Origin of the sequence: Providencia sp. PROV114 (assembly GCF_032704305.1) — a bacterium.
Lineage (GTDB): Bacteria > Pseudomonadota > Gammaproteobacteria > Enterobacterales > Enterobacteriaceae > Providencia > Providencia rettgeri.
This window is the reverse complement of sequence record NZ_CP120528.1, coordinates 1120862-1144023: the sequence shown is the minus strand read 5'-3', so window position 1 is coordinate 1144023 and position 23162 is coordinate 1120862. Positions and strand designations below refer to the sequence as shown.

General features: G+C 38.7%; 10 protein-coding genes. 3 read left to right on the top strand and 7 right to left on the bottom strand.

Annotated elements, in window-relative coordinates; all coding sequences use genetic code 11:
* The first annotated feature begins 124 nt into the window (after window positions 1–124).
* Window positions 125–1312 carry an efflux RND transporter periplasmic adaptor subunit gene (locus P3L37_RS04910; protein ID WP_004913654.1) on the top strand — a complete coding sequence of 396 codons (1188 nt, stop codon included), beginning with the start codon at window positions 125–127 and terminating at the stop codon, window positions 1310–1312.
* Window positions 1313–1327: 15 nt separating this feature from the next.
* Complete coding sequence (locus P3L37_RS04905) at window positions 1328–4486, top strand: efflux RND transporter permease subunit (protein WP_272667437.1); 3159 nt, start codon at window positions 1328–1330, stop codon at window positions 4484–4486.
* Between the two features lie 108 nt (window positions 4487–4594).
* Here P3L37_RS04905 and P3L37_RS04900 read toward each other — a convergent pair whose 3' ends face one another.
* Window positions 4595–10786 (bottom strand): TcdA/TcdB pore-forming domain-containing protein, encoded by a 6192-nt coding sequence (locus P3L37_RS04900; RefSeq protein ID WP_272667438.1) that lies wholly within the window; start codon window positions 10784–10786, stop codon window positions 4595–4597.
* Between the two features lie 965 nt (window positions 10787–11751).
* Between P3L37_RS04900 and P3L37_RS04895 the strand changes: the two genes are divergently transcribed.
* Complete coding sequence (locus P3L37_RS04895) at window positions 11752–12681, top strand: filamentous hemagglutinin N-terminal domain-containing protein (RefSeq protein WP_231136892.1); 930 nt, start codon at window positions 11752–11754, stop codon at window positions 12679–12681.
* 117 nt (window positions 12682–12798) lie between these two features.
* Here the strand turns inward: P3L37_RS04895 and P3L37_RS04890 are convergent, their stop codons facing one another.
* The 6 genes from P3L37_RS04890 to rlmD form a co-directional block, all read right to left on the bottom strand.
* Window positions 12799–14184, bottom strand: a complete 1386-nt coding sequence (locus P3L37_RS04890; RefSeq protein WP_004913667.1) for a DASS family sodium-coupled anion symporter — start codon at window positions 14182–14184, stop codon at window positions 12799–12801.
* A 487-nt stretch (window positions 14185–14671) separates the two neighbouring features.
* The gene (gene eno / locus P3L37_RS04885) at window positions 14672–15973 is read right to left on the bottom strand and encodes a phosphopyruvate hydratase (protein ID WP_004260453.1); all 1302 of its coding nucleotides are present in this window, start codon (window positions 15971–15973) and stop codon (window positions 14672–14674) included.
* A gap of 65 nt (window positions 15974–16038) precedes the next feature.
* On the bottom strand, window positions 16039–17676 hold the full coding sequence (pyrG, locus tag P3L37_RS04880) for a glutamine hydrolyzing CTP synthase (RefSeq protein WP_004913671.1): 1638 nt from the start codon (window positions 17674–17676) through the stop codon (window positions 16039–16041).
* Window positions 17677–18362: 686 nt separating this feature from the next.
* Window positions 18363–19157 carry a nucleoside triphosphate pyrophosphohydrolase gene (mazG, locus tag P3L37_RS04875; RefSeq protein ID WP_109912054.1) on the bottom strand — a complete coding sequence of 265 codons (795 nt, stop codon included), beginning with the start codon at window positions 19155–19157 and terminating at the stop codon, window positions 18363–18365.
* 312 nt (window positions 19158–19469) lie between these two features.
* Window positions 19470–21701 carry a GTP diphosphokinase gene (gene relA, locus P3L37_RS04870; protein ID WP_004913677.1) on the bottom strand — a complete coding sequence of 744 codons (2232 nt, stop codon included), beginning with the start codon at window positions 21699–21701 and terminating at the stop codon, window positions 19470–19472.
* Window positions 21702–21717: 16 nt separating this feature from the next.
* Window positions 21718–23049, bottom strand: coding sequence for a 23S rRNA (uracil(1939)-C(5))-methyltransferase RlmD (gene rlmD / locus P3L37_RS04865; protein WP_109912053.1), 1332 nt, complete (start codon window positions 23047–23049; stop codon window positions 21718–21720).
* Window positions 23050–23162 lie beyond the last annotated feature (113 nt).

The window sequence follows — 23162 nt, the reverse complement described above, 5'->3', positions numbered from 1 at the left end:
TTCTATCGAAAGCTGATTTACATACATTCGTGTATGTTTGTACTATAGCACAGTGATAAATCATATTGTTTACCATTTTTCTTATTTTTGTTTTGAACTCATATTGATTAATTGAGGTTAACTTATGCGAAAAAACAGAGGGGTGTTACCTCTGGCTCTGTTAGTTCTTTCAGGTGGCTTGGCTCTATCCGGTTGTAACGATGAACAACAAGGTGGCGGAGAACGCCCGGCGCCTGAAGTAGGAATTGTTACGCTTAAAGCCGAACCTCTGACGCTCAAAACCGAGTTACCAGGCCGAACATCCGCATTTCGTGTTGCCGAGGTTCGCCCTCAGGTTAGTGGCATCATATTGAAGCGCAACTATAAAGAAGGTAGCGACGTAGAAGCAGGGACATCTTTATACCAAATTGACCCGGCACCATTCCAAGCAACCTATGACAGCGCAAAAGCGGAGCTAGCAAAAGCACAAGCTAATGCGAATCTGGCTGCATTAACGGTGAAGCGTTATAAACCATTGTTAGGGACTAATTACATTAGTCGTCAGGAATACGACCAAGCAACGTCAACCTATGCGCAAGCACTCGCTGCCGTCAAAGCGGCTGAAGCGGCGGTTGAAACTGCACGTATCAACCTGAATTATACCAAAGTGACTGCACCGATTAGCGGCCGTACTGGCAAATCGAATGTGACTGAAGGGGCTTTAGTATCAACAGGGCAAACCACTGAATTAATGCGTGTTCAGCAACTTGATCCTATCTATGTTGACGTAACACAATCAAGTGACGATTTCTTACGCCTCAAAAATGAGATAGCGAAAGGCGCTGTACAGCGGGAATCAGGAAAAGCACCTGTCAGCTTGATCAACAACAACGGTCAAGAATACGCACAAAAAGGTGTTCTGGAATTCTCTGATGTCACTGTTGATGAAACAACAGGGTCTATCACGATGAGAGCCATGTTCCCTAACCCGAACAAAGAATTACTTCCAGGTATGTTTGTTCGTGCTGTATTAGAAGATGGTGTTATTGATAATGCGATTCTAGTTCCGCAACAAGGTTTATCTCGTACGGCTCAAGGAACTTCTCAAGTCATGGTTGTTGACGCTGAGAATAAAGTTGAAGTCAGAAAAGTTAAAGCAGGACAAGCAGTTGGCAACAAATGGCTGGTAACTGAAGGTCTAAAAGCAGGTGATCGTGTCATTGTCATCGGCTTACAAAAAATCAAACCAGGAATTGTTGTGAATCCTAAGGAAGCAAACTTAGAAACGCAATCCATAGACAATCAGGCAAAACCTGAAGAAAAGTCTAAATAAGGGAGCGGCTGATTAATGCCTAAGTTTTTTATAGAAAGACCAATTTTTGCGTGGGTAATTGCTATTATCACCATGCTTGCTGGTCTGTTGGCAATTATCCAGTTACCTGTTTCGCAGTACCCGACCATCGCGCCACCGGCTGTTTCTATTTCAGCTAACTATCCGGGAGCGGATGCTGAGACGGTACAAAATACAGTAACGCAGGTTATCGAACAGAACATGAACGGTATCGATAACTTGGTATATATGTCATCGAGCAGTGATTCATCAGGTTCTGCTAGCATTACGCTGACATTTGAAGCAGGAACTGATGGTGATATCGCGCAAGTACAAGTGCAAAACAAATTGCAACTGGCGATGCCATTGTTGCCACAAGAAGTTCAGCAACAAGGTATTAGTGTCGATAAATCAACTAGTTCATTCTTAATGGTTGCGGGTTTCGTTTCTAACGATGGCTCAATGGGGCAATATGATATTGCCGACTATGTAGGGTCAAATATTAAAGACCCACTTAGCCGAGTTAACGGTGTAGATGAAACTCAACTGTTCGGTACCCAATATGCAATGCGTATTTGGCTAAAACCAGAGCAACTTGTTAAGTACAACATGACCACCACAGATGTCATTAATGCGATCAAGGTTCAAAATAACCAAGTCGCAGCAGGACAACTCGGTGGTTCACCATCTGTAGCAAATCAGCGTTTAAACGTTTCTATCATTGCGCAGACACGGTTAAATAGCCCTGAAGAATTTAGCAATATTTTATTACGTGTAAACCAAGATGGTTCACAAGTACGTATTAAGGATGTTGCTGAGGTCCAATTAGGTGCTGAAAACTATAGTACGATTGCCCGCTTTAATGGTAAGCCAGCAGCAGGTATCGGTATTAAACTGGCAACGGGAGCGAACGCATTAGATACGTCTAATAACGTTCGTGCCGCGCTTGAGGAAATGAAACCTTTCTTCCCTCAAGGGTTAGAGATTGTTTATCCATACGATACAACCCCATTCGTTAAAATTTCAATTAACGAAGTGGTTAAAACGTTAGTAGAAGCAATCATGCTGGTTGTTGTTGTAATGTATTTGTTCCTACAAAACATCCGTGCAACACTGATACCAACGATTGCAGTACCTGTCGTATTGTTAGGTACCTTTGCTATCTTGTCGGCATTTGGTTATTCCATAAACACGTTGACCATGTTTGCGATGGTACTCGCCATCGGGCTTCTCGTCGATGACGCCATCGTTGTTGTTGAGAACGTTGAGCGTGTTATGCAAGAAGAAGGCTTATCACCAAAAGAAGCGACCAAAAAATCAATGGGTCAAATCCAAGGTGCGTTAGTCGGTATTGCAATGGTGCTGTCTGCGGTATTTATCCCTATGGCCTTCTTTGGGGGTTCTACAGGGGCAATTTACCGTCAGTTCTCAATTACCATTGTATCCTCCATGATCTTATCAGTACTGGTTGCGATGATCTTAACGCCAGCACTGTGCGCCACCATGTTGAAGCCAATTGAAAAAGGCAGCCATGGTAGCCAGAAAGGGTTCTTTGGGTGGTTTAACCGTACATTTGAAAAACAAGCACACCACTACACCGACAGTGTAAGCCGTATGCTTAACGGTACTGGTCGTTATCTCGTCATTTACCTGCTGTTAGTGGTTGGTATGGCGTTCATGTTCGTTCGCTTACCGTCTTCCTTCTTACCGGCGGAAGACCAGGGGGTATTCTTGTCAATGATCCAATTACCACCGGGATCAACGCAAGAACAAACCCAAGCGGTACTAGATGAAGTGAATAACTACTACCATACCGAAGAAGCTAAAAACGTTGAATCGGTCTTTACCGTTGGGGGCTTTAGCTTCGCAGGTCAAGGACAAAATATGGGTCTTGCCTTCGTCGTTCTGAAAAATTGGAGCGAACGTAAAGGCGATGAAAACCACGTTGATGCGATTGTACAGCGTGCGAATATCGCACTGTCAAAAAAACAAGAAGCATTGATTTACGCCTTTAACCTACCCGCAATTGTTGAGTTAGGTACCGCAGACGGGTTTGACTTCGAGTTAGTTGATAAAGGTAACTTGGGGCATGATAAACTAATGCAAGCCCGTAACCAGTTGCTTGGATTGGCGGCTCAGCACCCAGAAATGCTTCAAGGTGTTCGCCCAAATGGTCAGGATGATACCTCGCAATACCGTATTTATATTGACCAACAAAAAGCACAGGCTCAAGGTGTCGCTATCAGTGATATCAACGCAACATTGAGTTCTATGTTTGGTGGAAGCTACGTGAATGACTTTATCGACCGTGGTCGTGTGAAGAAAGTTTACGTACAAGGTGACGCAGAAAGCCGTATGTTACCTTCTGACATCAGTAACCTGTATGTTCGTAATAACCAAGGTAAAATGGTTCCGTTCTCTGCATTTATGGACGAATCCAAAGATCCTTGGAAGTATGGTTCACCACGTTTAGAACGTTATAACGGTGTCCCTGCGATGAATATTCAAGGCCAAGCAGCTCCGGGACAAAGTACGGGTGATGCGATGCTGTTAATGGAAAAACTCACCACTGAAAACCTGCCTGAAGGAATTGGTTACGAGTGGACGGGTATGTCTTATCAAGAACGTTTAGCAGGTAACCAAGCCCCTGCACTGTATGCGATTTCTTTGATAGTGGTATTCCTGTGTCTGGCTGCTCTATATGAAAGCTGGTCTGTTCCATTCTCAGTTATGTTAGTGGTTCCATTAGGTATTATTGGTGCGTTATTGTTCACCAGTGTTCGTGGTTTAGACAACGACGTTTACTTTAAAGTGGGCCTCTTAACCACCATTGGGCTATCGGCGAAAAACGCAATATTGATTGTTGAATTCGCCAAAGACTTGATGGAAAAAGAAGGCAAAGGGTTAGTCGAAGCAACACTGAATGCAGTTAAAATGCGTTTACGACCAATTCTGATGACATCTCTAGCATTTATGTTAGGTGTTATCCCACTGGTATTTAGTAATGGTGCAGGTTCTGCATCCCAGAACTCAGTAGGTACTGGTGTTCTTGGGGGTATGTTCGCAGCAACCTCGCTGGCTATCTTCTTCGTTCCTGTATTCTTCGTGGTGATCCGTCGCCGTTTCTCGAAGAAATCAGAGGACATTGAACACAGTCACCCACCAACAGCTCAATAAACGCTGATGAATGACAAAAAGAGCCACTAAATGTGGCTCTTTTTTTATCTAAATGCTGATTCCTATAATGCGCTCTAATACATCATCCCAGTGGACAAAAATAAAAAATCAAGCCAAATTAATTTGGCTTGATAAGCCAATTGGTATAAGTTCAGTTCGTTCATTTTTTCCGTCTAGCATAATATCTACATTTAATTGTTCTATGTGACGCATAAAATTTATTCTATCCGTTAATAAATCTATAATATCGGTAGAGTCTGACTGTCGTTTTGCTCTTTCATTAAAATATGTCGATAAATACATTAATCCGTAATTTTCCTTTAGCTTGTTAACTAGATTATCGAGTACTATATAATCATGCTCCTGCGCTATTTTAATCATCAAGTGGCGATAAGACTCAGATTTTGAACCATAGGCTTCACGTAATATTAACGATGTGTCATTATGGATATCTGTAATAATGAGATCATTACCTTGCCGGTTAATGAACATCTTTCTCCAATTGTCAACTGACGGTATAATAATATCATCTACAGCATTATCTTTTGCGTTATTATCAATAATAATGGCACGATAAGCTTTCCAAGCATCTACACTAAATTCATATGTATCCCCCCCTTCTCCACCACTTAATATTAATGTATCAACATGAGCTATTTTAGATGGATTAATGATATCTGCCTCATGCGTTCCTTTAATTACAAATGAAGCGCCTATCTTGTTCGATTCTTTTGTTCCATTGTCAGGCTGATAAAGTATTTCGTTCTTATCCGTTAGCATCATGAAGCCATTATCAATTTTCTTAATATTTTTAAATACTAACTCTGGGTATATTTTAATGCTATCAGCTATATTATTATTTGAACTCATATAGGTATTAATAACACCGAATGAATGTCGCATAGTATCAATATTAACAACTTGCTGACTATATAATTTACCGGTATTTCTATCAAATATAAACCCGTTTTGATTATCTGAATCAAATCCTAAAAATTGTAGCTCATGTTCTGATAACAAAGAGTGAGCAATAATAAATTTGCGATCAAAGTACCATGCAGGAATGATACTCTCATCTGAGCGCCTTAATCCCAATAAAGCAATTGCCTGTTTTGTTCCATTATAGTTGTCGTCAAGCTTTGATAACCAATTAGATGAATCTAATGTTTTTAACCAATGCTCATTAAATGCGACTATATCTATACTACCATCCGCATTAACTTGCTGTATCTTTCCTGACTTTCTTATAACAATAATATTTCCATTCCAATTAAAAACAGTGTTTATTTGTGTAATCGGGATTGAGTGTCCGTATATTTCTTGTGTGATAACCTTTGTTGTTGGATTGTTGATATCAAATACATCTTGCCCCAAGCCTTCTTGACGATATAATCTATCTTTTTCTTTACTATAGAAAAAGAACACTTCCGTTTCACTGTCGTCAATTAAACTACCAACAAGTGTTAAATCAGCAGGGTTTTCAACAACCTTTGTATATTTATTTACACCAAGGTTAACCTTAATTAAAGTATTTGTGTCACGACGTAGCCAATAACGACGATTGATACCATTTTCATCTTTACCATCAATAGTTACTATCTTTGCAAGATTTAACGTAGAAAAATCTAACTTATCAGATTCTACTTCGCTAAGATTTTGACTGTAACGATCATTAGGTACATTATAATACATTTTTAAAATATGGTATCCCGAACTATTTATTTTTGTTGGTGAATTCGCTAAATATTCTAACAGCTTACTACTATTAAAAATATTAACGAGTTCAGATTTTTTTCCATCTATTTTATATTTAGTGAAAATTTCGTCATTATTATCATGATGAGTTAAACTAAAATAAATATTTTCATGCTCCCTCCATAGCTTATGTACTTTAAACGGTGATGATTTCTCATCAGCTAAATAATAATTATTATCGAGTTGACCACCATTATTAATATTGCTCCGCCAAATAATATTTTCTTCCTGAGAAAAGAAATAGGCATACTCTGCATCAATAGTTCCGAGTGTAGGCGAATGATAGATTTTATTTATTGAATTAGTAAAAAGCATTCTTTTTGTTGCGACCTCATAAAAAGCTCTCCCAACATTTTTCTTACCATATATATAATCATCAACTACAATAAAGTTACCGTGCAATTGGTGTTTATCAGCCAATTCATTTAGGTGCTGTTCAATTGACTGGCCTTTATTACTCCACTGTCGACCATCCTCTCTGATAACTTGAATGAGTTTATTTTTAAAATCTACCTCACGAACTTCATGCTCTGAATTAACTAAAATAACTTGATCAGATAAGGCACTTGGATCAATATTTATATTTAAACTGCCAATTCTTAGATAACCATCATTAACTTCTACTGTAGGATCACCGCCATCAATCAAACTTGTATCAATAACCCATTTTGAATTATGCTTAAAATTTGAATCATTTATTAATGTAATATTAACACCATGGTTAATACTAATAATATATTCACCACCCGCTCCGCTAAGGTTATAAGATAGTTTCCCATACCATTCACTGGATATTTTAGGCACGGCAATATGTGCTTTATTTATGGGTAAAATAATATTTGTTTTGGTACTGACATATTCATGATAAATTCTAGTTATAATATACTCACCAGGAAAAGAATAAAAATCATAATCAAATTTATCTGTTTCTTCTAATCTCCGCAAAACATTAAAACCATAATCATAACGAGTCAATGCACCTGGAAATAGATTAAAAGAATAATTAATATATGACTTTGGCACCCCTGGTAAAATAACGGTATCTGTCTCTTGAAATGGAATGTCATGCTTGCTCTGATAACCAAGTCCTTCTCGAATATTAATGGCTTGTTTTTTATCAACCACCGAATAGGGAAGATACGCTGCCCAAGCAATATAATCTTTGCGCCCACTACCATTTCCACTGCGATGGGGCTGTGTACGGTAGAGATACTGGCTATCAAAGTTAATTTTTTTTGAGCGTAAGTCAATACGATCAAATACAGCCAAAGGACGTGGAACTAAGATCCGTTTACCACTTTTATTATCTATTTGATAATCAAATCCATTCCCACTATACGCATCATCTAAATGTTGGAAGTAGACCCCAACTTCTTTCGCATGCTCGCCAATTTCAGCATATGCACGTGCTAGTCCCACAATTCCAATTCCGAGGCCACCAACAATCACACCCACACCACCAAATACAGCAGCTGCCTCTGTAGCTCCGACAATACCTGCACCAATTGTTGCACCACTTAATAGTAAACTTGCTGAATCGAATGCCAGCTGAGTTCCAAATACAGCCTTTTGTGGATCATTTTCTGCATGTGTTAATTCATAAATATCAAACCCAACCATTGCGCCTTGAAAAACAGTACCGATCCCTTCATTAGCTACCCGGGCAAATGATGATGAAAAAGTCTTCATCGCAGAGTGGGTAATTCCCGCCTCCTCACACCAAAGCGTTTTAACTAACTTTACAACCTTTGTCACATCATTTACTGCACCATGCGCCATCATACTATAAGTGACATAAGCATGAATTTTTAATGCTTCCGCTAAATTTGATGACATGCCACTGCTTATGTTTTGTCTATTTTTATTCGCAGCCCACTGAATTAATGCGTGAACGGCCATTCCCATGTTCATTCCATCAACATGTTCCGCATTACCTATGCCACCTCGGCGCCGTAATTCAGAATGGTGAAATTCGTAGCTTTGTTCAAATGTATTTATATTTTCATTAAAGTACTCTTTAAATTCCATCAAAGTACTATCTGTTGTTTCAATCCAGCGCTCTCGAAATGCGATGTCTTTATTAATAAATTGAATGCGGTATTTTCCCTCCTCAGTCATTTCTATACTAGAAAAATTAGGTAACCATGTTTCATCTAATTGATACTGTTCAGATATCTCATTAAATACTCTCTCAATTTTGTCCCCCCATCGTTCAGCGGTCAAAATTGTTAACGATGCTTTTATATTTAACTCTTTAGTGATTCGTATTTGATTTTCAATAAATTTAATCGTATTTTTACGCCTTTCAGCAACAAGATTCAAATCATCTGTATTAGATAAATCTGATACGACTAATCCCCCGCCCACTGCCACATTTCTCATCCCGTCAACATCAATAGAAATTAATTCAAAAATAGGTTTCGAATCAGAGCCTAAAGCAACATATAATTTAGCCATTTTTTTATTTATCATAAACTTATTTAGAGCTGAAAAAAGTTTATGACTACTTTCAAATGTGAATATACCGAAATTAGGATCGTAAAAATAATAGGTTACACTATCTTCATATACAATTTTCCCCAACATCATCGCATGCTTCTGGCTATTTAAGGCATACATTTTCGTTGCATTCCCCTCAGTTAATCTAGCCTCAATAGCATTTAAATCTAGGTTACCTTGAGAACTCGAAGACTGTACCGCTTCAATATTTGAATGAAGCCTTATTAATGATTTTTTTAATAGAATTGAGCTGTTATCTGTTGGTGATGCGGCAGCTAAAAAGAGTTTGTCGAGTAGTACATTACTACCATTTGGCCCATTCTCCTCTAATGCAACAGCCATAGCTCTAACAAGCGGATAACAGCGACCATCTGACATATCTCCCATTAAAGGTAAATAAAAATCTTGGGGGGATAGCCTAGAATTTATACTGCCCTCTCTCTTAAATAATTCATTTATTTCCCTCGTATTTTCTAAAATTTGATGACGACCTTCGTTATCTATCGTATTTTGAATATGCCTATACAATGCGCCACGTTCTGTCACGCTCAATTCAGGATTTAAATATAGAGCCATCATCTCTGATGAAGTCATTTCTTGATTAAAGCCTCGAATATCAGTTTTATTATAGTTATCATAACCTTCATTAAATTTATCATTAGCAATATTACGATCTCGCATCACCGCCAATTTATATTCTTTATTTAGCGCTATATTCGTAACACCGTTACCAAGTTCTTCATTTACGACTTGAACAACAGAGTCAATTCCAGTCTTATTTTTTATTTGTAGCCATAACCAGCTTCTTTCTACAGATAATGACTCAGTTAATATCGATAAATGTTTTTGAGAATAGTAATCTTTAATAATTTTTTTTATTTCCAGAATTGATATTAATTTATCGATCCTTATATTTTCGTCATTACTTCGTATTGACTTACTCTTTAGATTGTTTAATTCAACTTTAAAATCATCAATTTGTTTAATTAATTGATTGATTTTATCATAAATTTTCTTTTTAACCTTGCCATTTAAATCAACCCATGATTTTATTGCTGAGTTCTCCAGCGAAAACCCCCCATCAATATATTCACCTTCTGAAACCTGGTCCGTATTTATACCAAATTCCTTTGCTATTTCTTTTAATTTATTTTGTGATGCATGGCGATATCGATTGAATTTTTCTAATTGTTTCTCGGAAAATTGATTATCAACATAATAACCTATCATAGAACTTTCGTTGTTACGTAGCTTAGGAATAGGTGTTCCATTGATCAATTCATATTCTTGCTTTTGTAATAATAACCGCCAATGGCCATCCTTAAAATACATATACGCCATCGCAAGGCCTTCATCAGAGCCTGGAACTTGGTAGTCCATATAATCAAATGCCATTACAACATTATCATACAATATAGAACTATTCACACGGCCATCATGATAAACACGATAGGTTGTTTCATTCAGCTTAGTAACAATAACGGAGCACCCTGTTAAAGAGCCCGTGAATAAAAAACTATCCTCAGCAGCCTGAATAGGTATATCAACATAAGCAGGCGTTGCACTGGACTGATTAGCCCCGTTATAACCTAAAAAATAAGCATGGAATGCTAATGAAGGCGAGATGCTTGAAGGCTCATATCTATATTCAACCGCATAACTATTCGGACCAATTTTAACTAAGTGTGCACGTCCATAAGGTGGTATTTTACCCATTGTTGTCATGCTATCCCCACTAATCGCATGCAAGCGGGTAAACGATAATGTGTCTGCAAGAAAGTTCTTAACATCAGGACTTGCTGGACTATTTTTAAGTGGCATACTGCCAAATAATCCAGATTTTAAACGACTATCACGCAGTACTTGTGCAACTAAATTAGAGTTAACTGTATCATAGCCCATCTCTTGCACTGTTCTCAGTAAAATTTGTTTTATTTGGCGAATTATTAATAATGATTCTGTATTAATAATTAGAAAATTATTATTTTTTTTAATTTCATCCATTTTATAAATGGAATTTTTTAATAAACAACTATTATTAAACATATAATTAAATCCTTTTATTTACCTATGTTATATAAGAGCATCTCCACATATCAAGAATTACATTTTATAAAAAATAATTCCATTAACAATCATTAAACAAATAATAAAATAAATATAATAGCTATCATTATCTTTTACAGGGATTATATAAGCAATAAGAATACAACTTTCTAAACTTAATATCTTAGCCGATAGAACTGGGGGAAAATACCAAGCTATTAGGCCGGTTCATTTCATTTGAGAGCTATCAATATCAGTGTCAAGACAGTTTTCTTTAGCTTCAAAATACCATTGATATCAAGGTGCTGGTACAAACAATGAATTTTTCATTACGTGGCGACGGTTATTTTGTAATATGTAGCACAGATAAAATACAGATAGGGGAAAATCAATTTAGTGATATTTCTAGTTTATTCTCAATAGCCTATTAGATTTACTACCAAACATAATATGTTCGGTATCAGTCTGATACCGGTCATTAGACTAGCATTTTTTATTTGGTAATCTTTGTAATCTACGCCATCACTACATTATCAAAAGGAATCGAACTATTAATTCTCCCATCATGATAGACCCGATAAGTTGTTTCATTTAGTTCAGTAACGATCACAAAACTATCAGAAAGTGTACGTGTAAATAAAAATTTTGCTTTAGATGAGTACTTGGGTATATCGATATAAACGAGCGATTTTTTACCTGATGATTGCCGTTATATCCTAGTAAAACGAATTGAACATCAACTTTATTATAAATTGTAGGAATGTGACTTAAATGATTTAATATCTACACTTGCAACTCTATTTGTTACACTTACCCAACTAATCGTTGTTGATTTTAATTTTGCATCATTAAAATTTAAAATAATTATTTTTATAGCATCCATGTTAAATTTTAATATACTAATGAAAAATAAAATAGATTATATTTAATTACACCTATTAGGGTTATTATTACAAGGAAACGTAATGAATAAAAAAATGCAATTTATCTTTCTAACAAACTCTTTTTTATCATGTTTGAGTTTTTCTTCCTTTTCTCAAGCCGATGTATCTAAAGCAAAATTAATTAATATCGAAGCTCCTCTAAAAAATCATATTTCATTTAACTCTTTTGAGAGTTTATCTTCTAATGATCATGGCCTCATTTTTAATAATGATATTAATGATAATAATCAACTTGCAAACAAAGCTGCAAAACTAATATTGGCTGAAGTGACAGGAACAGAAGAAAGTAAAATTAAAGGTGTCCTCGGTATTAAAGGACAAGCCGCGAACCTAATTATTGCTAATCCCAATGGGATCTCATGGGCTGATGGCTCCATAAGTAATATTAATAGCTTATCTTTAATTGCAGGTAAGTTAGAAAAACAATATGTTAAAAATAAAGAAACGAAGCAGCTTGAAGCAAAAGCACTAGATGAATACAGTCAATTGAAATTCTCAGTTAGCCCCGCAAGCCAAATCAACATCAGCCAACAGCATGCCAGCCCGTTACAGCTTTCTAAACTGAATGTGTTCGCCGATCGAATAAAACTACAAAATGCACTAAATATTACGGCTGCGGTTCAAAATTATCTGAGTACATCCGGAAGTGCTTCAATTTCCCCACGAGAAGCAGTCATTCACTCAGGCTCTAAATTTAAAACGGATACACCTTATAGCCAAGGCAGCCACCTAGAACTGGGAGAAAATACCAAGCTATTAGGCCGGCTTATTTCATTTGAAAGCCATCAATATCAGTGTAAAGACAGCTTCCTTTGTCCTCAAAATACAATTGATATCAAAGGTTTGATACAAACAATGAATTTTTCATTACGTGGCGACAGTGATTTTGTAATGCACGGCACAGGTAAAATACAAATAGGGAAAAATCAGCAAGTGCTTGTCGCACAGTAATGAAAAACGGGCTCATTTTTAATGAGCCCGTAGGTCGTTGGGAAAGTGAAATAAAAATGTGTTTCTCTCACTTTATACTTTTAGCTAAAATCAATTTAGTGATTTTTCTTGTTTGCTTTATAGCCAAAAGAACCAAGCAAATAGAGAGATAACAATAATACATGCTACGTTCAGAACTGCACCGACCCGTACCATTTCAATTTGCCTGATATAACCAGAACCAAATACAATCGCATTTGGCGGAGTCGCAACAGGCAACATAAACGCACAAGAGGCACCAATACCAATAATCATAGTTAATACAATAACTGGCATACCTAATGCTTCCGCAACAGTAGCAAAAATAGGAACTAACAGGGCGGCACTTGCAGTATTACTCGTAAATTCAGTCAGGATGATAATAAAGGTTGTCACCGCTAAGATAATCACAAACCAATGACTTGTCCCAAATGTCATCTGCATCCAGTCAGCCATAATTTTACTAGCGCCTGAAGAACTTAAAATTGCACTGAGAGTCAACCCCCCACCGAACAGCATCAATACGCCCCACTCGGTATTTTTTTGGATTTGTGACCAACTAGCAACCCCTGTTATACCAATCAAAATTGCAGCAATCATAGCAATAATGGTGTCGAGATCCTTCACACCACCAAGTGCTTCACTAATAAACGTACTGGTGATCCAACAAACTACCGCAAATAGGAAGATCCCCATTGCTGTAATACGTTTGCCATTCCATTTAACATGCTCTAATTCAATTTCAAAACGGTGTTTCAGATTTGGGCGTAACATCATGTACATCAATACAAACATCATCGGTAGTAAAACTACCATGATTGGAATGCCGTATTTCATCCACGATAAGAAATCTAAACCTAATGCAGCAGCGGCAATTGCGTTTGGTGGGCTACCCACAATAGTTCCTAGACCACCAATACTGGCACTATAAGCAACACCTAATAAAACAAACACAAACGTATTACGTTCATGACGTACATCGAGATTAGATAAAATACCTAATACAAGGGGTAACATCATTGCAGCAGTTGCTGTGTTACTAATCCACATTGATAGCAGCGCGGTAACACCAAACAACAGTAATACTGCGACTGATAAACGACCACGTGCAGCCATTAGTAAGCGGTTAGCAATTAGACGGTCTAAGCCTTGAATATGCAAAGCCGTCGCTAAAGCAAAGCCACCGAAGAATAGGAAAATAATTGGGTTTGCGAATGATTTAAGCGCTTCCCCAGTATTCATTAATCCAAGCCCAACCGCTAAGATAGGAATACAAAGTGCAGTAATAGTGACATGGATAGCTTCAGTTAGCCAAAGCACACCAATGAAAACCATCATTGCAAGGCCTGCATTTGCCTTGTCATCAAAAGGCAAATATTTTAAAAGTAAGATCAGTAGAACAATATCAACCGCTAAAATGATCCAACCCCGTTTATTGGATGGGGTCGGGCTGACCGCTGGTTGTAGGGATTCGGAAGCGTCCATGTAAACTCCATTAGCTCGGAAGCAAATTATTTTCGAGTATTATTGTTAATATTTTTTTGCAAGAGCTGGAATATAAAGTTAATTGTATGAAATTAAAATGTGGAGGAACTAAAAGTGCGATCTACACCGTATAATTTCATCGTTTTTCATGTAAACTCCAAAAAACCTACCCATTCACTCGTAAAAATCGAAGAATTAAATACTAAAATAGCTACTATAAATTAGCATATTATTTCTAAAGAGACGTATATCAATCAACTATCTAATTGATTGATTTTAAATTGATTATTAAATATAAAGTGAGTCAATAAAAGGCTGATCAATCATTAAGCTTACTAAAAATCCAATCAAATTTATTATGATACATTAGAGATAATCATAAATTACTGGGAATATATAGTAAAAATGGCTTCCTCAGCAAAGGTTTCAGTCGAAAAAAAAGGAAGCCATCGGCTTCCTTTCGTATAAATTGGTTAACGAACTAAAATTACGCTTGGCCTTTAACTTCTTTTAAGCCATTGAATGGTGCATTTTTACCTAATGCTTCTTCAATACGAATCAGTTGGTTATATTTAGCAACACGGTCAGAACGGCTCATTGAACCCGTTTTGATTTGGCCTGCAGCTGTACCGACTGCTAAATCTGCGATAGTTGCATCTTCAGTTTCGCCTGAACGGTGAGAGATAACAGCTGTATAGCCTGCATCTTTCGCCATTTTAATTGCAGCCAAAGTTTCAGTTAAAGAACCAATTTGGTTGAATTTGATCAGGATAGAGTTAGCAATGCCTTTATCAATACCTTCTTTCAAGATCTTAGTGTTCGTTACAAACAGGTCGTCACCAACCAGTTGGATTTTGTCACCAAGAACTTTAGTTTGGTATGCGAAACCATCCCAGTCAGACTCATTCAGACCATCTTCAATAGATACGATTGGGTACTGTTTAGTCAGTTCTTCTAAATAGTGAGTGAACTCTTGTGAAGTGAAGGTTTTACCTTCGCCTTTCAGCTCATAATTGCCTGTTTCTGCGTTATAGAACTCAGATGCTGCACAGTCCATTGCCAGTGTTACGTCTTTACCTAATACATAACCTGCTTGCTCAACCGCCTCTTTAATTGCTGCTAATGCCGCTGCGTTTGACTCTAAGTTAGGCGCATAACCACCTTCATCACCTACAGCAGTGTTCATACCTTTAGATTTCAGTACTTTTGCTAAGTGATGGAAAATTTCAGAACCCATACGAACAGCTTCTTTCAGCGTTGGTGCGCCAACAGGCTGGATCATGAATTCTTGGATATCAACGTTGTTATCTGCGTGCTCACCACCATTGATGATGTTCATCATAGGTAGAGGCATAGAGTATTGACCGTGAGTACCATTCAGGTCAGAAATGTGCTCATACAGAGGCATACCTTTCGCTGCCGCAGCTGCTTTAGCATTTGCTAAAGATACAGCCAGAATTGCGTTTGCACCAAATTTAGATTTGTTCTCAGTGCCATCGAGATCAATCATGATTTTATCGATGTTAGCTTGGTCTTTAGCATCTTTACCGATCAGCGCTTCTGCGATTGGACCATTAACAGCAGCAACTGCTTTCAGAACACCTTTACCCAGAAAACGTGCTTTATCACCGTCACGCAGTTCCAGAGCTTCACGAGAACCTGTTGACGCACCTGATGGTGCTGCAGCTAAACCAACAAAGCCACCTTCTAAATGAACTTCAGCTTCTACAGTTGGGTTACCACGAGAGTCAATGATTTCACGACCGATCACTTTAACAATTTTGGACATTAGGTTTTCCTCAGTACAAGTTAAATTTTGGGAAGTTGGTGCACCTGCGCCGACTTCCCCATATCTTATTTCAACTCACCTTTCTGGTACTTACCAGCGGCTTTAACAAAACCTGCAAACAACGGATGACCATCTCTTGGTGTAGAGGTGAACTCTGGGTGGAACTGACAAGCCACAAACCATGGATGATTTGGGTTTTCAATAATTTCCACCAGCTTGTTATCTACTGAACGACCTGCAATTTTCAGGCCCGCATCTTCAATGCGTTTCAGCAGTAAGTTGTTCACTTCATAACGGTGGCGGTGACGTTCAATAATGGTTTCTGAACCATACATCTCACGTACAAGGCTACCATTCACTAGGTGGCATGGTTGACTACCAACACGCATTGTTCCACCAAGGTCGCTCTCTTCTGAACGCACTTCAAGGTTACCCTCTTCGTCACGCCATTCTGTAATCAGCGCAACAACTGGGAATTTACAATCCGCTTTAAATTCTGTTGAATTTGCATCTGCCATATTGGCCACATTACGTGCAAATTCAATCAATGCAACTTGCATACCCAAACAAATCCCTAAGTAAGGGATCTTGTTTTCACGTGCATATTGAGCAGTCAGAATTTTACCTTCAATACCACGCTCACCAAAACCGCCTGGCACTAAAATAGCATCTAAATCTTTTAGTAACTCAACACCACGCGTTTCGATGTCTTGTGAATCAATCAATTTGATATTCACAGTTAAACGGTTTTTCAATCCACCGTGTTTTAATGCTTCAATTACAGATTTATACGCATCTGGTAACTCAACATATTTACCAACCATTCCAATGGTGACTTCACCTGCAGGATTAGCTTCTTCGTAAATAACTTGTTCCCACTCAGATAAATTAGCTTCTGGCGCATCAATGCGAAAACGGTTACAAATGTACTCATCCAAACCTTGTGATTTTAACAAGGCTGGAATTTTATAAATTGAATCAACGTCTTTGAGAGAAATAACCGCTTTCTCTGGCACATTACAGAACAATGCGATTTTTGCACGTTCATTTGCTGGGATCACTCTGTCTGAGCGACAGATTAACACGTCTGGCTGGATACCAATTGACAGCAATTCTTTCACAGAATGTTGAGTTGGCTTAGTTTTCACTTCACCAGCTGCTGCAAGGTAAGGCACTAATGTTAAGTGCAAATATAAAGTACGCTCACGGCCGACTTCTGCAGCCATTTGACGAATCGCTTCAAGGAATGGCAATGATTCAATATCACCCACTGTACCACCAACTTCAACCAAAACAACGTCATGGCCTTCGCCACCACGGATGATGCGGTCTTTAATTTCATTAGTGATATGAGGGATAACTTGAATTGTAGCGCCTAAGTAGTCGCCACGGCGCTCTTTGCGCAGAACTTCAGAGTAAACACGCCCAGTCGTAAAGTTATTACGACGAGTCATTTTAGTACGGATGAAGCGCTCATAATGACCCAAATCTAAGTCAGTTTCAGCGCCGTCTTCTGTAACGAAAACTTCCCCGTGTTGGGTTGGGCTCATTGTGCCTGGATCTACGTTGATGTAGGGATCCAGTTTCATAATAGTCACATTGAGTCCACGGGCTTCGAGTATAGCCGCCAAAGAGGCTGCGGCAATGCCTTTACCCAGAGAGGATACGACCCCGCCGGTCACAAAAATATAATTAGTTTTCATGCTGAACCTGAAAGTTTAGGTTTAAAAGATGATGGATATAACAGGACGGGAAAACAGTATACCCGAACCTTAATTTCGCTACAAATGTTCTAAGCATAATAAGGCTAAATTTCATCAATACTCTAATATTATCAGCAAGTTAAAAGCGAAAATTATTTATCGCTTCAAAATTAGTCATCTTTGTCTATTTTCATAGATTAACACAGTTCAAATGCAAAAGCTAAATCCTTTCAGCTCATTGTATGGTATAAAAAATGCGATTCTGCACTAACTTTGATTTTGAATAACTATTTACTCTACTTGTCGCTATTTAACACCTCAATATTTCACGTCACCCATTATTTTTGAAGCTTTGTTTGGTGCTATTGAATGAAGTGCTTTTAGAACAAACCAACAACCGCCAGATTTTAAAACAACTAATGGTTTAAACAATTGCAGACAAGGTTCGCATTACAGCTAGGCGGCAAGAGAGGATATCTTCGGGGAGCATACACTAAGTATGTGACCCGAGTAGCCGAACGCAGCCAACAACGCTGTAGTGCGAGGCCCGACGAGAATTGGCTCTATATAGTTCGTGCTACAGCTAGGCGGCAAGAGAGGACATCTCGGGGAACATACACTAAGTATGTGACCCGAGTAGCCGAACGCAGCCAACAACGCTGTAGTGCGAAATATGACGAGCCATTTTATTCTTGGCTCTTAACCTGCTGCCAAAGTGCCTCCATCTCATTAAGTGTAGCACTTTCTGTCGTTTTACCACTTTCCGCGAGGCTTTTTTCGATTTGGCGAAAACGACCTTCGAATTTGTTACACGCTTTTTGCAACGCTATTTCAGGTTTATAACCTAAATGGCGTGATAAATTCACGGTTGCAAACAATAAGTCGCCAATTTCCTCTTCTAAGCGCGACTGGTCAACAACCGCCTGAGTGGCTTCTTCCATCACTTCTTCAAGTTCTTCATGAACTTTACCAACAACAGGGCCTAGCGTATCCCAGTCAAAACCAACTGACGCACAACGTTTTTGAATTTTATAGGCTTTCATTAGTGCTGGGAGTGAATTTGGAATATCATCTAGCACAGAAAATTGCGATTTTTCAGCTCGCTCTTTGGCTTTTCGTTTTTCCCATCCCTCAATCACTTCTGTGCTACTCAGTGTATTATTTGCATCGAAAATATGAGGGTGGCGATGTTCGAGCTTATCACTAACAGATTGGCAGATATCGCTAAAATCAAAGAGTGATTTTTCATTCGCCATTTGCGCATAGAAAACCACTTGGAATAATAAGTCTCCCAACTCACCTTTTAAGTCGCTAAAATCTTCACGTTCTATCGCATCAAGCACTTCATAAGTTTCTTCAAGCGTATAAGGCGCAATAGTTTTAAATGTTTGTACCTTATCCCATGGGCACCCTGTTTGCGGATCTCGAAGCTGCTTCATAATTGATAATAAACGTTCGATTTGAAGATTTGTCTGACTCATTGTATTAACCTTTAATTTTTTTGTTTCTAGTTGTCCTTTATCCCAAACTTATCAGAGTTGATGAGCAATCGACAAATTTTTCCCAAAAAAATAAATTTTTGCTAACTAACTCATGAAGAAACAGAAGTTGTATAGAAAAGAATAATTAAAAACATGAAGAGAGGGATTTTTAGAATATAAATATACCGATTTTCAAAATAGTTTGAATTGTAGGTAGGCGGCAAGCGAAGATATCTCGGGGAGCATACACAAGTATGTGACCCGAGTAGCTAAGCGCAGCCAACACCCCTACAACTCAAAATATGAAGAAAATCACTGAGAATGACGCTTTGCTTCTATAACATCCGCCAACTGATTCAGCTTAGCTAACACCCGACTCAGCACCTCAATGTTATACAGCTCAATAGTCATATCTATCGTTGCCAGTTGCTGTTTTACATCGCTGCGGCTACTGACACCAAGCACATTGACTTTCTCATTTGCTAATATTGTCGTGATATCACGCAGCAGGCCGCTGCGGTCATTAGCAATAACTCTAACCACAAGAGAATAACCACTCGAGTAGTTTTCTCCCCAAACTGCATCTATTACGCGTTCTGGTGCATGGCTTTGTAGTTCAGCTAATTGTTCACAGTCTGCACTGTGAATGGAAATACCTCTTCCTTTCGTGATAAAACCGACAATTTCATCCCCTGGAATTGGCTGGCAGCAGCGTGCAATATGGTGCATTAGGTTACCAACCCCTTCAACCACCACTCGGCCGCTACTATGAGATGGTGCTCTTGGGAGTGAAGACTTACTTTCTAATGTCTTCATTGCCGCACGGTCTTCTTCTTCGGCAGTGGCTTTGTTAAATTTGCTCTGCAGGAAATTCACTAATTGGTTGATACGGATATCACCGCCGCCAATTCCTGCCAAAACCTCATCCAATGAATGAACATTGTAGCGTGCGATTAGCAGTTTTTCTGCTTCACGAAGGCTAATATCAAGCTGTGATAGTTCGCTATCTAAAATTTGACGCCCTGCAAGGATATTTTTGTCTCTATCTTGTTTACGGAACCAATTTTGGATTTTAGCTCGCCCACGGCTGGTTGTGACATACCCTAAGTTAGGGTTTAACCAGTCGCGGCTTGGATTTGGATGCTTTTGAGTAATAATTTCAATTTGATCGCCCATTTGTAATTGATAGCTAAATGGGACAATACGCCCACCTATTTTTGCACCAATACAACGGTGGCCGACATCACTGTGAATATGATAAGCAAAATCAAGCGGTGTCGAGCCTGCTGGTAAATCCACCACATCCCCTTTTGGGGTAAAGACATACACTCGGTCATCAAACACTTGGCTACGAACTTCATCTAGCATTTCGCCAGAATCTGCCATTTCTTCTTGCCATGCAATCAGCTTACGTAACCATGCAATGCGGTTTTCGTAACTACTGCCTTTACCAATGCCAGTCGCGCCTTCTTTGTATTTCCAATGGGCCGCAACTCCCAGCTCTGCATCTTCATGCATTTGGCGGGTACGAATTTGAATTTCAAGCGTTTTGCCGTTTGGCCCTAACACCACTGTATGAATAGATTGATAACCATTAGGTTTCGGGTTCGCCACATAGTCATCAAACTCATCGGGAAGATGGCGAAAATGGGTATGTACAATCCCTAACGCGGCATAACAATCCTGCAAGCGTTCAACAACAATACGCACCGCTCGCACATCAAACAGTTCATCAAATGCCAATGATTTTTTCTGCATTTTACGCCAAATACTGTAAATATGCTTAGGCCGGCCATAGATATCAGCTTGAATATTCTCTTTTAACATGTACTTACGTAAGGTTGTTACGAAAGTATCTATATACTCTTCACGGTCAATACGACGTTCATGGAGGAGCTTTGCAATTTTCTTATATTCATCGGGATGCAAATAACGAAAACAGAAGTCTTCTAACTCCCATTTTAACTGCCCAATTCCTAGGCGATTTGCTAAAGGTGCATAAATATTTGAGCACTCTTTTGCCGCTAAAACGCGCTCATCTTCAGTGGCATCTTTGACTTCACGTAAATGTGCAATTCGTTCCGCTAGTTTAATGACAACGCAGCGGAAATCTTCCACCATCGACAATAGCATACGGCGAATATTATCGACTTGTGTCGAGCTCGTTTCACTCGATTGCGTGGCTTTGAGTTGACGAATCGCATCCATTTCCAGCACGCCTTTAACGAGTTCGTGAATGGATTGACCAAACTCATCAATAACTTCTTGCTCTTCCAACTTCCCCTCTTCCACTAAAGGAAAAAGTAAAGCTGCTTGTAAGCTGCCGATATCCATACTTAATGTCGATAGGATTTCGGTCATTTCAATACCGCGCCACAGTAACAGAGGGGCGATTTCTTGTCCGGCTAGTTTATCGTGACAATATTGCCAGGTATGGATGAGCTTTTCTTCTGATTGTTTATTGCTCAATCCCAGACCGTTAACCCACTTTTCTGGGGCAAACTCACCTGCTGGGGTAAGATGCGCACTTCTTACTGCAACCATATATTCTCCCTACCTATTAAACCTCTGGGCGACGGATAAATAACGCCATTGACTCTAAATGGCTAGTATGCGGAAACATGTCTAGCATCCGCAACTGTAATAACTGATAGCCCCCATCAAGTAAAACTTTGCTATCTCTTGCCAATGTTGTGGGGTTACATGAAACATAGACAATTTTTTCTGGCATCAGTTTAATTAAATGTTCCATAACACCAGCGGCTCCAGCTCTAGCGGGGTCTAATAATACTTTATTAAAGCCATGAGCCGCCCAAGGTTGTGTGTGTATCTGGGCTTCTAAGTTTTCATTATAGAATGTCGCATTACAAATAGTATTGAGCTGTGCGTTATTTCGTGCCTGTTTGACTAAATTTTCCACACCTTCAACACCCACAACGGATTTCACTAACCGTGCGATAGGTAATGTAAAGTTACCCATTCCACAAAAAAGGTCTAATACCCTATCTTCACTGTTTAGATCTAACCATGCTAAAGCTTGTTCTACCATCAACTGGTTAACTTGCCCGTTCACTTGAATAAAATTTAATGGGTTAAATTTTAGTATTTCCCCAGCAACTTGATACTCAGGTTGTGGCGAATTTGGTGACAGAGCCTGTAAGTTTTCATCATTACCCGCTAACCAGATAGACACTCCGTGCTGATTTTCAAAATCGCTTAACTTTTGAGTATCTGATAACGAAAAAGGTGTTAAGTAACGAATCAATACAATTTTGCTATTGTCTGCGTGAATAAGCTCTACGTGGCCCAATTTCGCTTTATTACTGAGCTGGTTAATGCATTCAGAAAGTGGTTTTAATAAGATATCCAAATCAGGAGATAATATAGGGCAATTTTTTATATCAACTAATGTGTTAGATTGAGATTGACGAAACCCCATAACGACATTTTTACTTTTAGGCTGATATTGTAGCCCCAACCGAGCTCGGCGACGGTAGCCATATGACTCACCATAAATCACCTCGGCACAGGATATATCTTGCAATGTTTCGCGTCGCATCAGATAAGCTAAAGCATGAGCTTTACTTTCTCTTTGTAGTGCAATGTCAACATGTTGCTGTTGACATCCCCCACATTGGTTAAAATAACGGCACCGTGGCTTTACTCTTTGAGGGCTCGTGCTCAAACGTTTAATTACCTTCCCTTTAGCAAACTGCCGTTTCTCTTCCGTCAATTCAATTTGGGCTTCTTCTTCAGGCAATAAACCTGTTACAAAAATGGTTTTTCCTTCGATACGAGCAACACCTTGCCCTGCGGCATCAAGGCTATCAGCTACAACCGTGATCTGGCGGCGTGGAGTGGTACGGCGATTAGGAGAGTAAAATTGAGCCATAAAATAGTCACTACAGAATATTAAGTTATAAAAATCATGATTGTCGAGTTTTCAATTTTAATGCGTTGTTTTTTTTCGCTAATTAATCAAGGAAAACGAGCAGGCTATTATAC

Coding starts and splice junctions, on each gene's coding strand:
- P3L37_RS04910 (WP_004913654.1), top strand. CDS start 125: ATGCGAAAAAACAGAGGGGTGTTACCTCTGGCTCTGTTAGTTCTTTCA.
- P3L37_RS04905 (WP_272667437.1), top strand. CDS start 1,328: ATGCCTAAGTTTTTTATAGAAAGACCAATTTTTGCGTGGGTAATTGCT.
- P3L37_RS04900 (WP_272667438.1), bottom strand. CDS start 10,786: ATGTTTAATAATAGTTGTTTATTAAAAAATTCCATTTATAAAATGGAT.
- P3L37_RS04895 (WP_231136892.1), top strand. CDS start 11,752: ATGAATAAAAAAATGCAATTTATCTTTCTAACAAACTCTTTTTTATCA.
- P3L37_RS04890 (WP_004913667.1), bottom strand. CDS start 14,184: ATGGACGCTTCCGAATCCCTACAACCAGCGGTCAGCCCGACCCCATCC.
- eno (WP_004260453.1), bottom strand. CDS start 15,973: ATGTCCAAAATTGTTAAAGTGATCGGTCGTGAAATCATTGACTCTCGT.
- pyrG (WP_004913671.1), bottom strand. CDS start 17,676: ATGAAAACTAATTATATTTTTGTGACCGGCGGGGTCGTATCCTCTCTG.
- mazG (WP_109912054.1), bottom strand. CDS start 19,157: ATGAGTCAGACAAATCTTCAAATCGAACGTTTATTATCAATTATGAAG.
- relA (WP_004913677.1), bottom strand. CDS start 21,701: ATGGTTGCAGTAAGAAGTGCGCATCTTACCCCAGCAGGTGAGTTTGCC.
- rlmD (WP_109912053.1), bottom strand. CDS start 23,049: ATGGCTCAATTTTACTCTCCTAATCGCCGTACCACTCCACGCCGCCAG.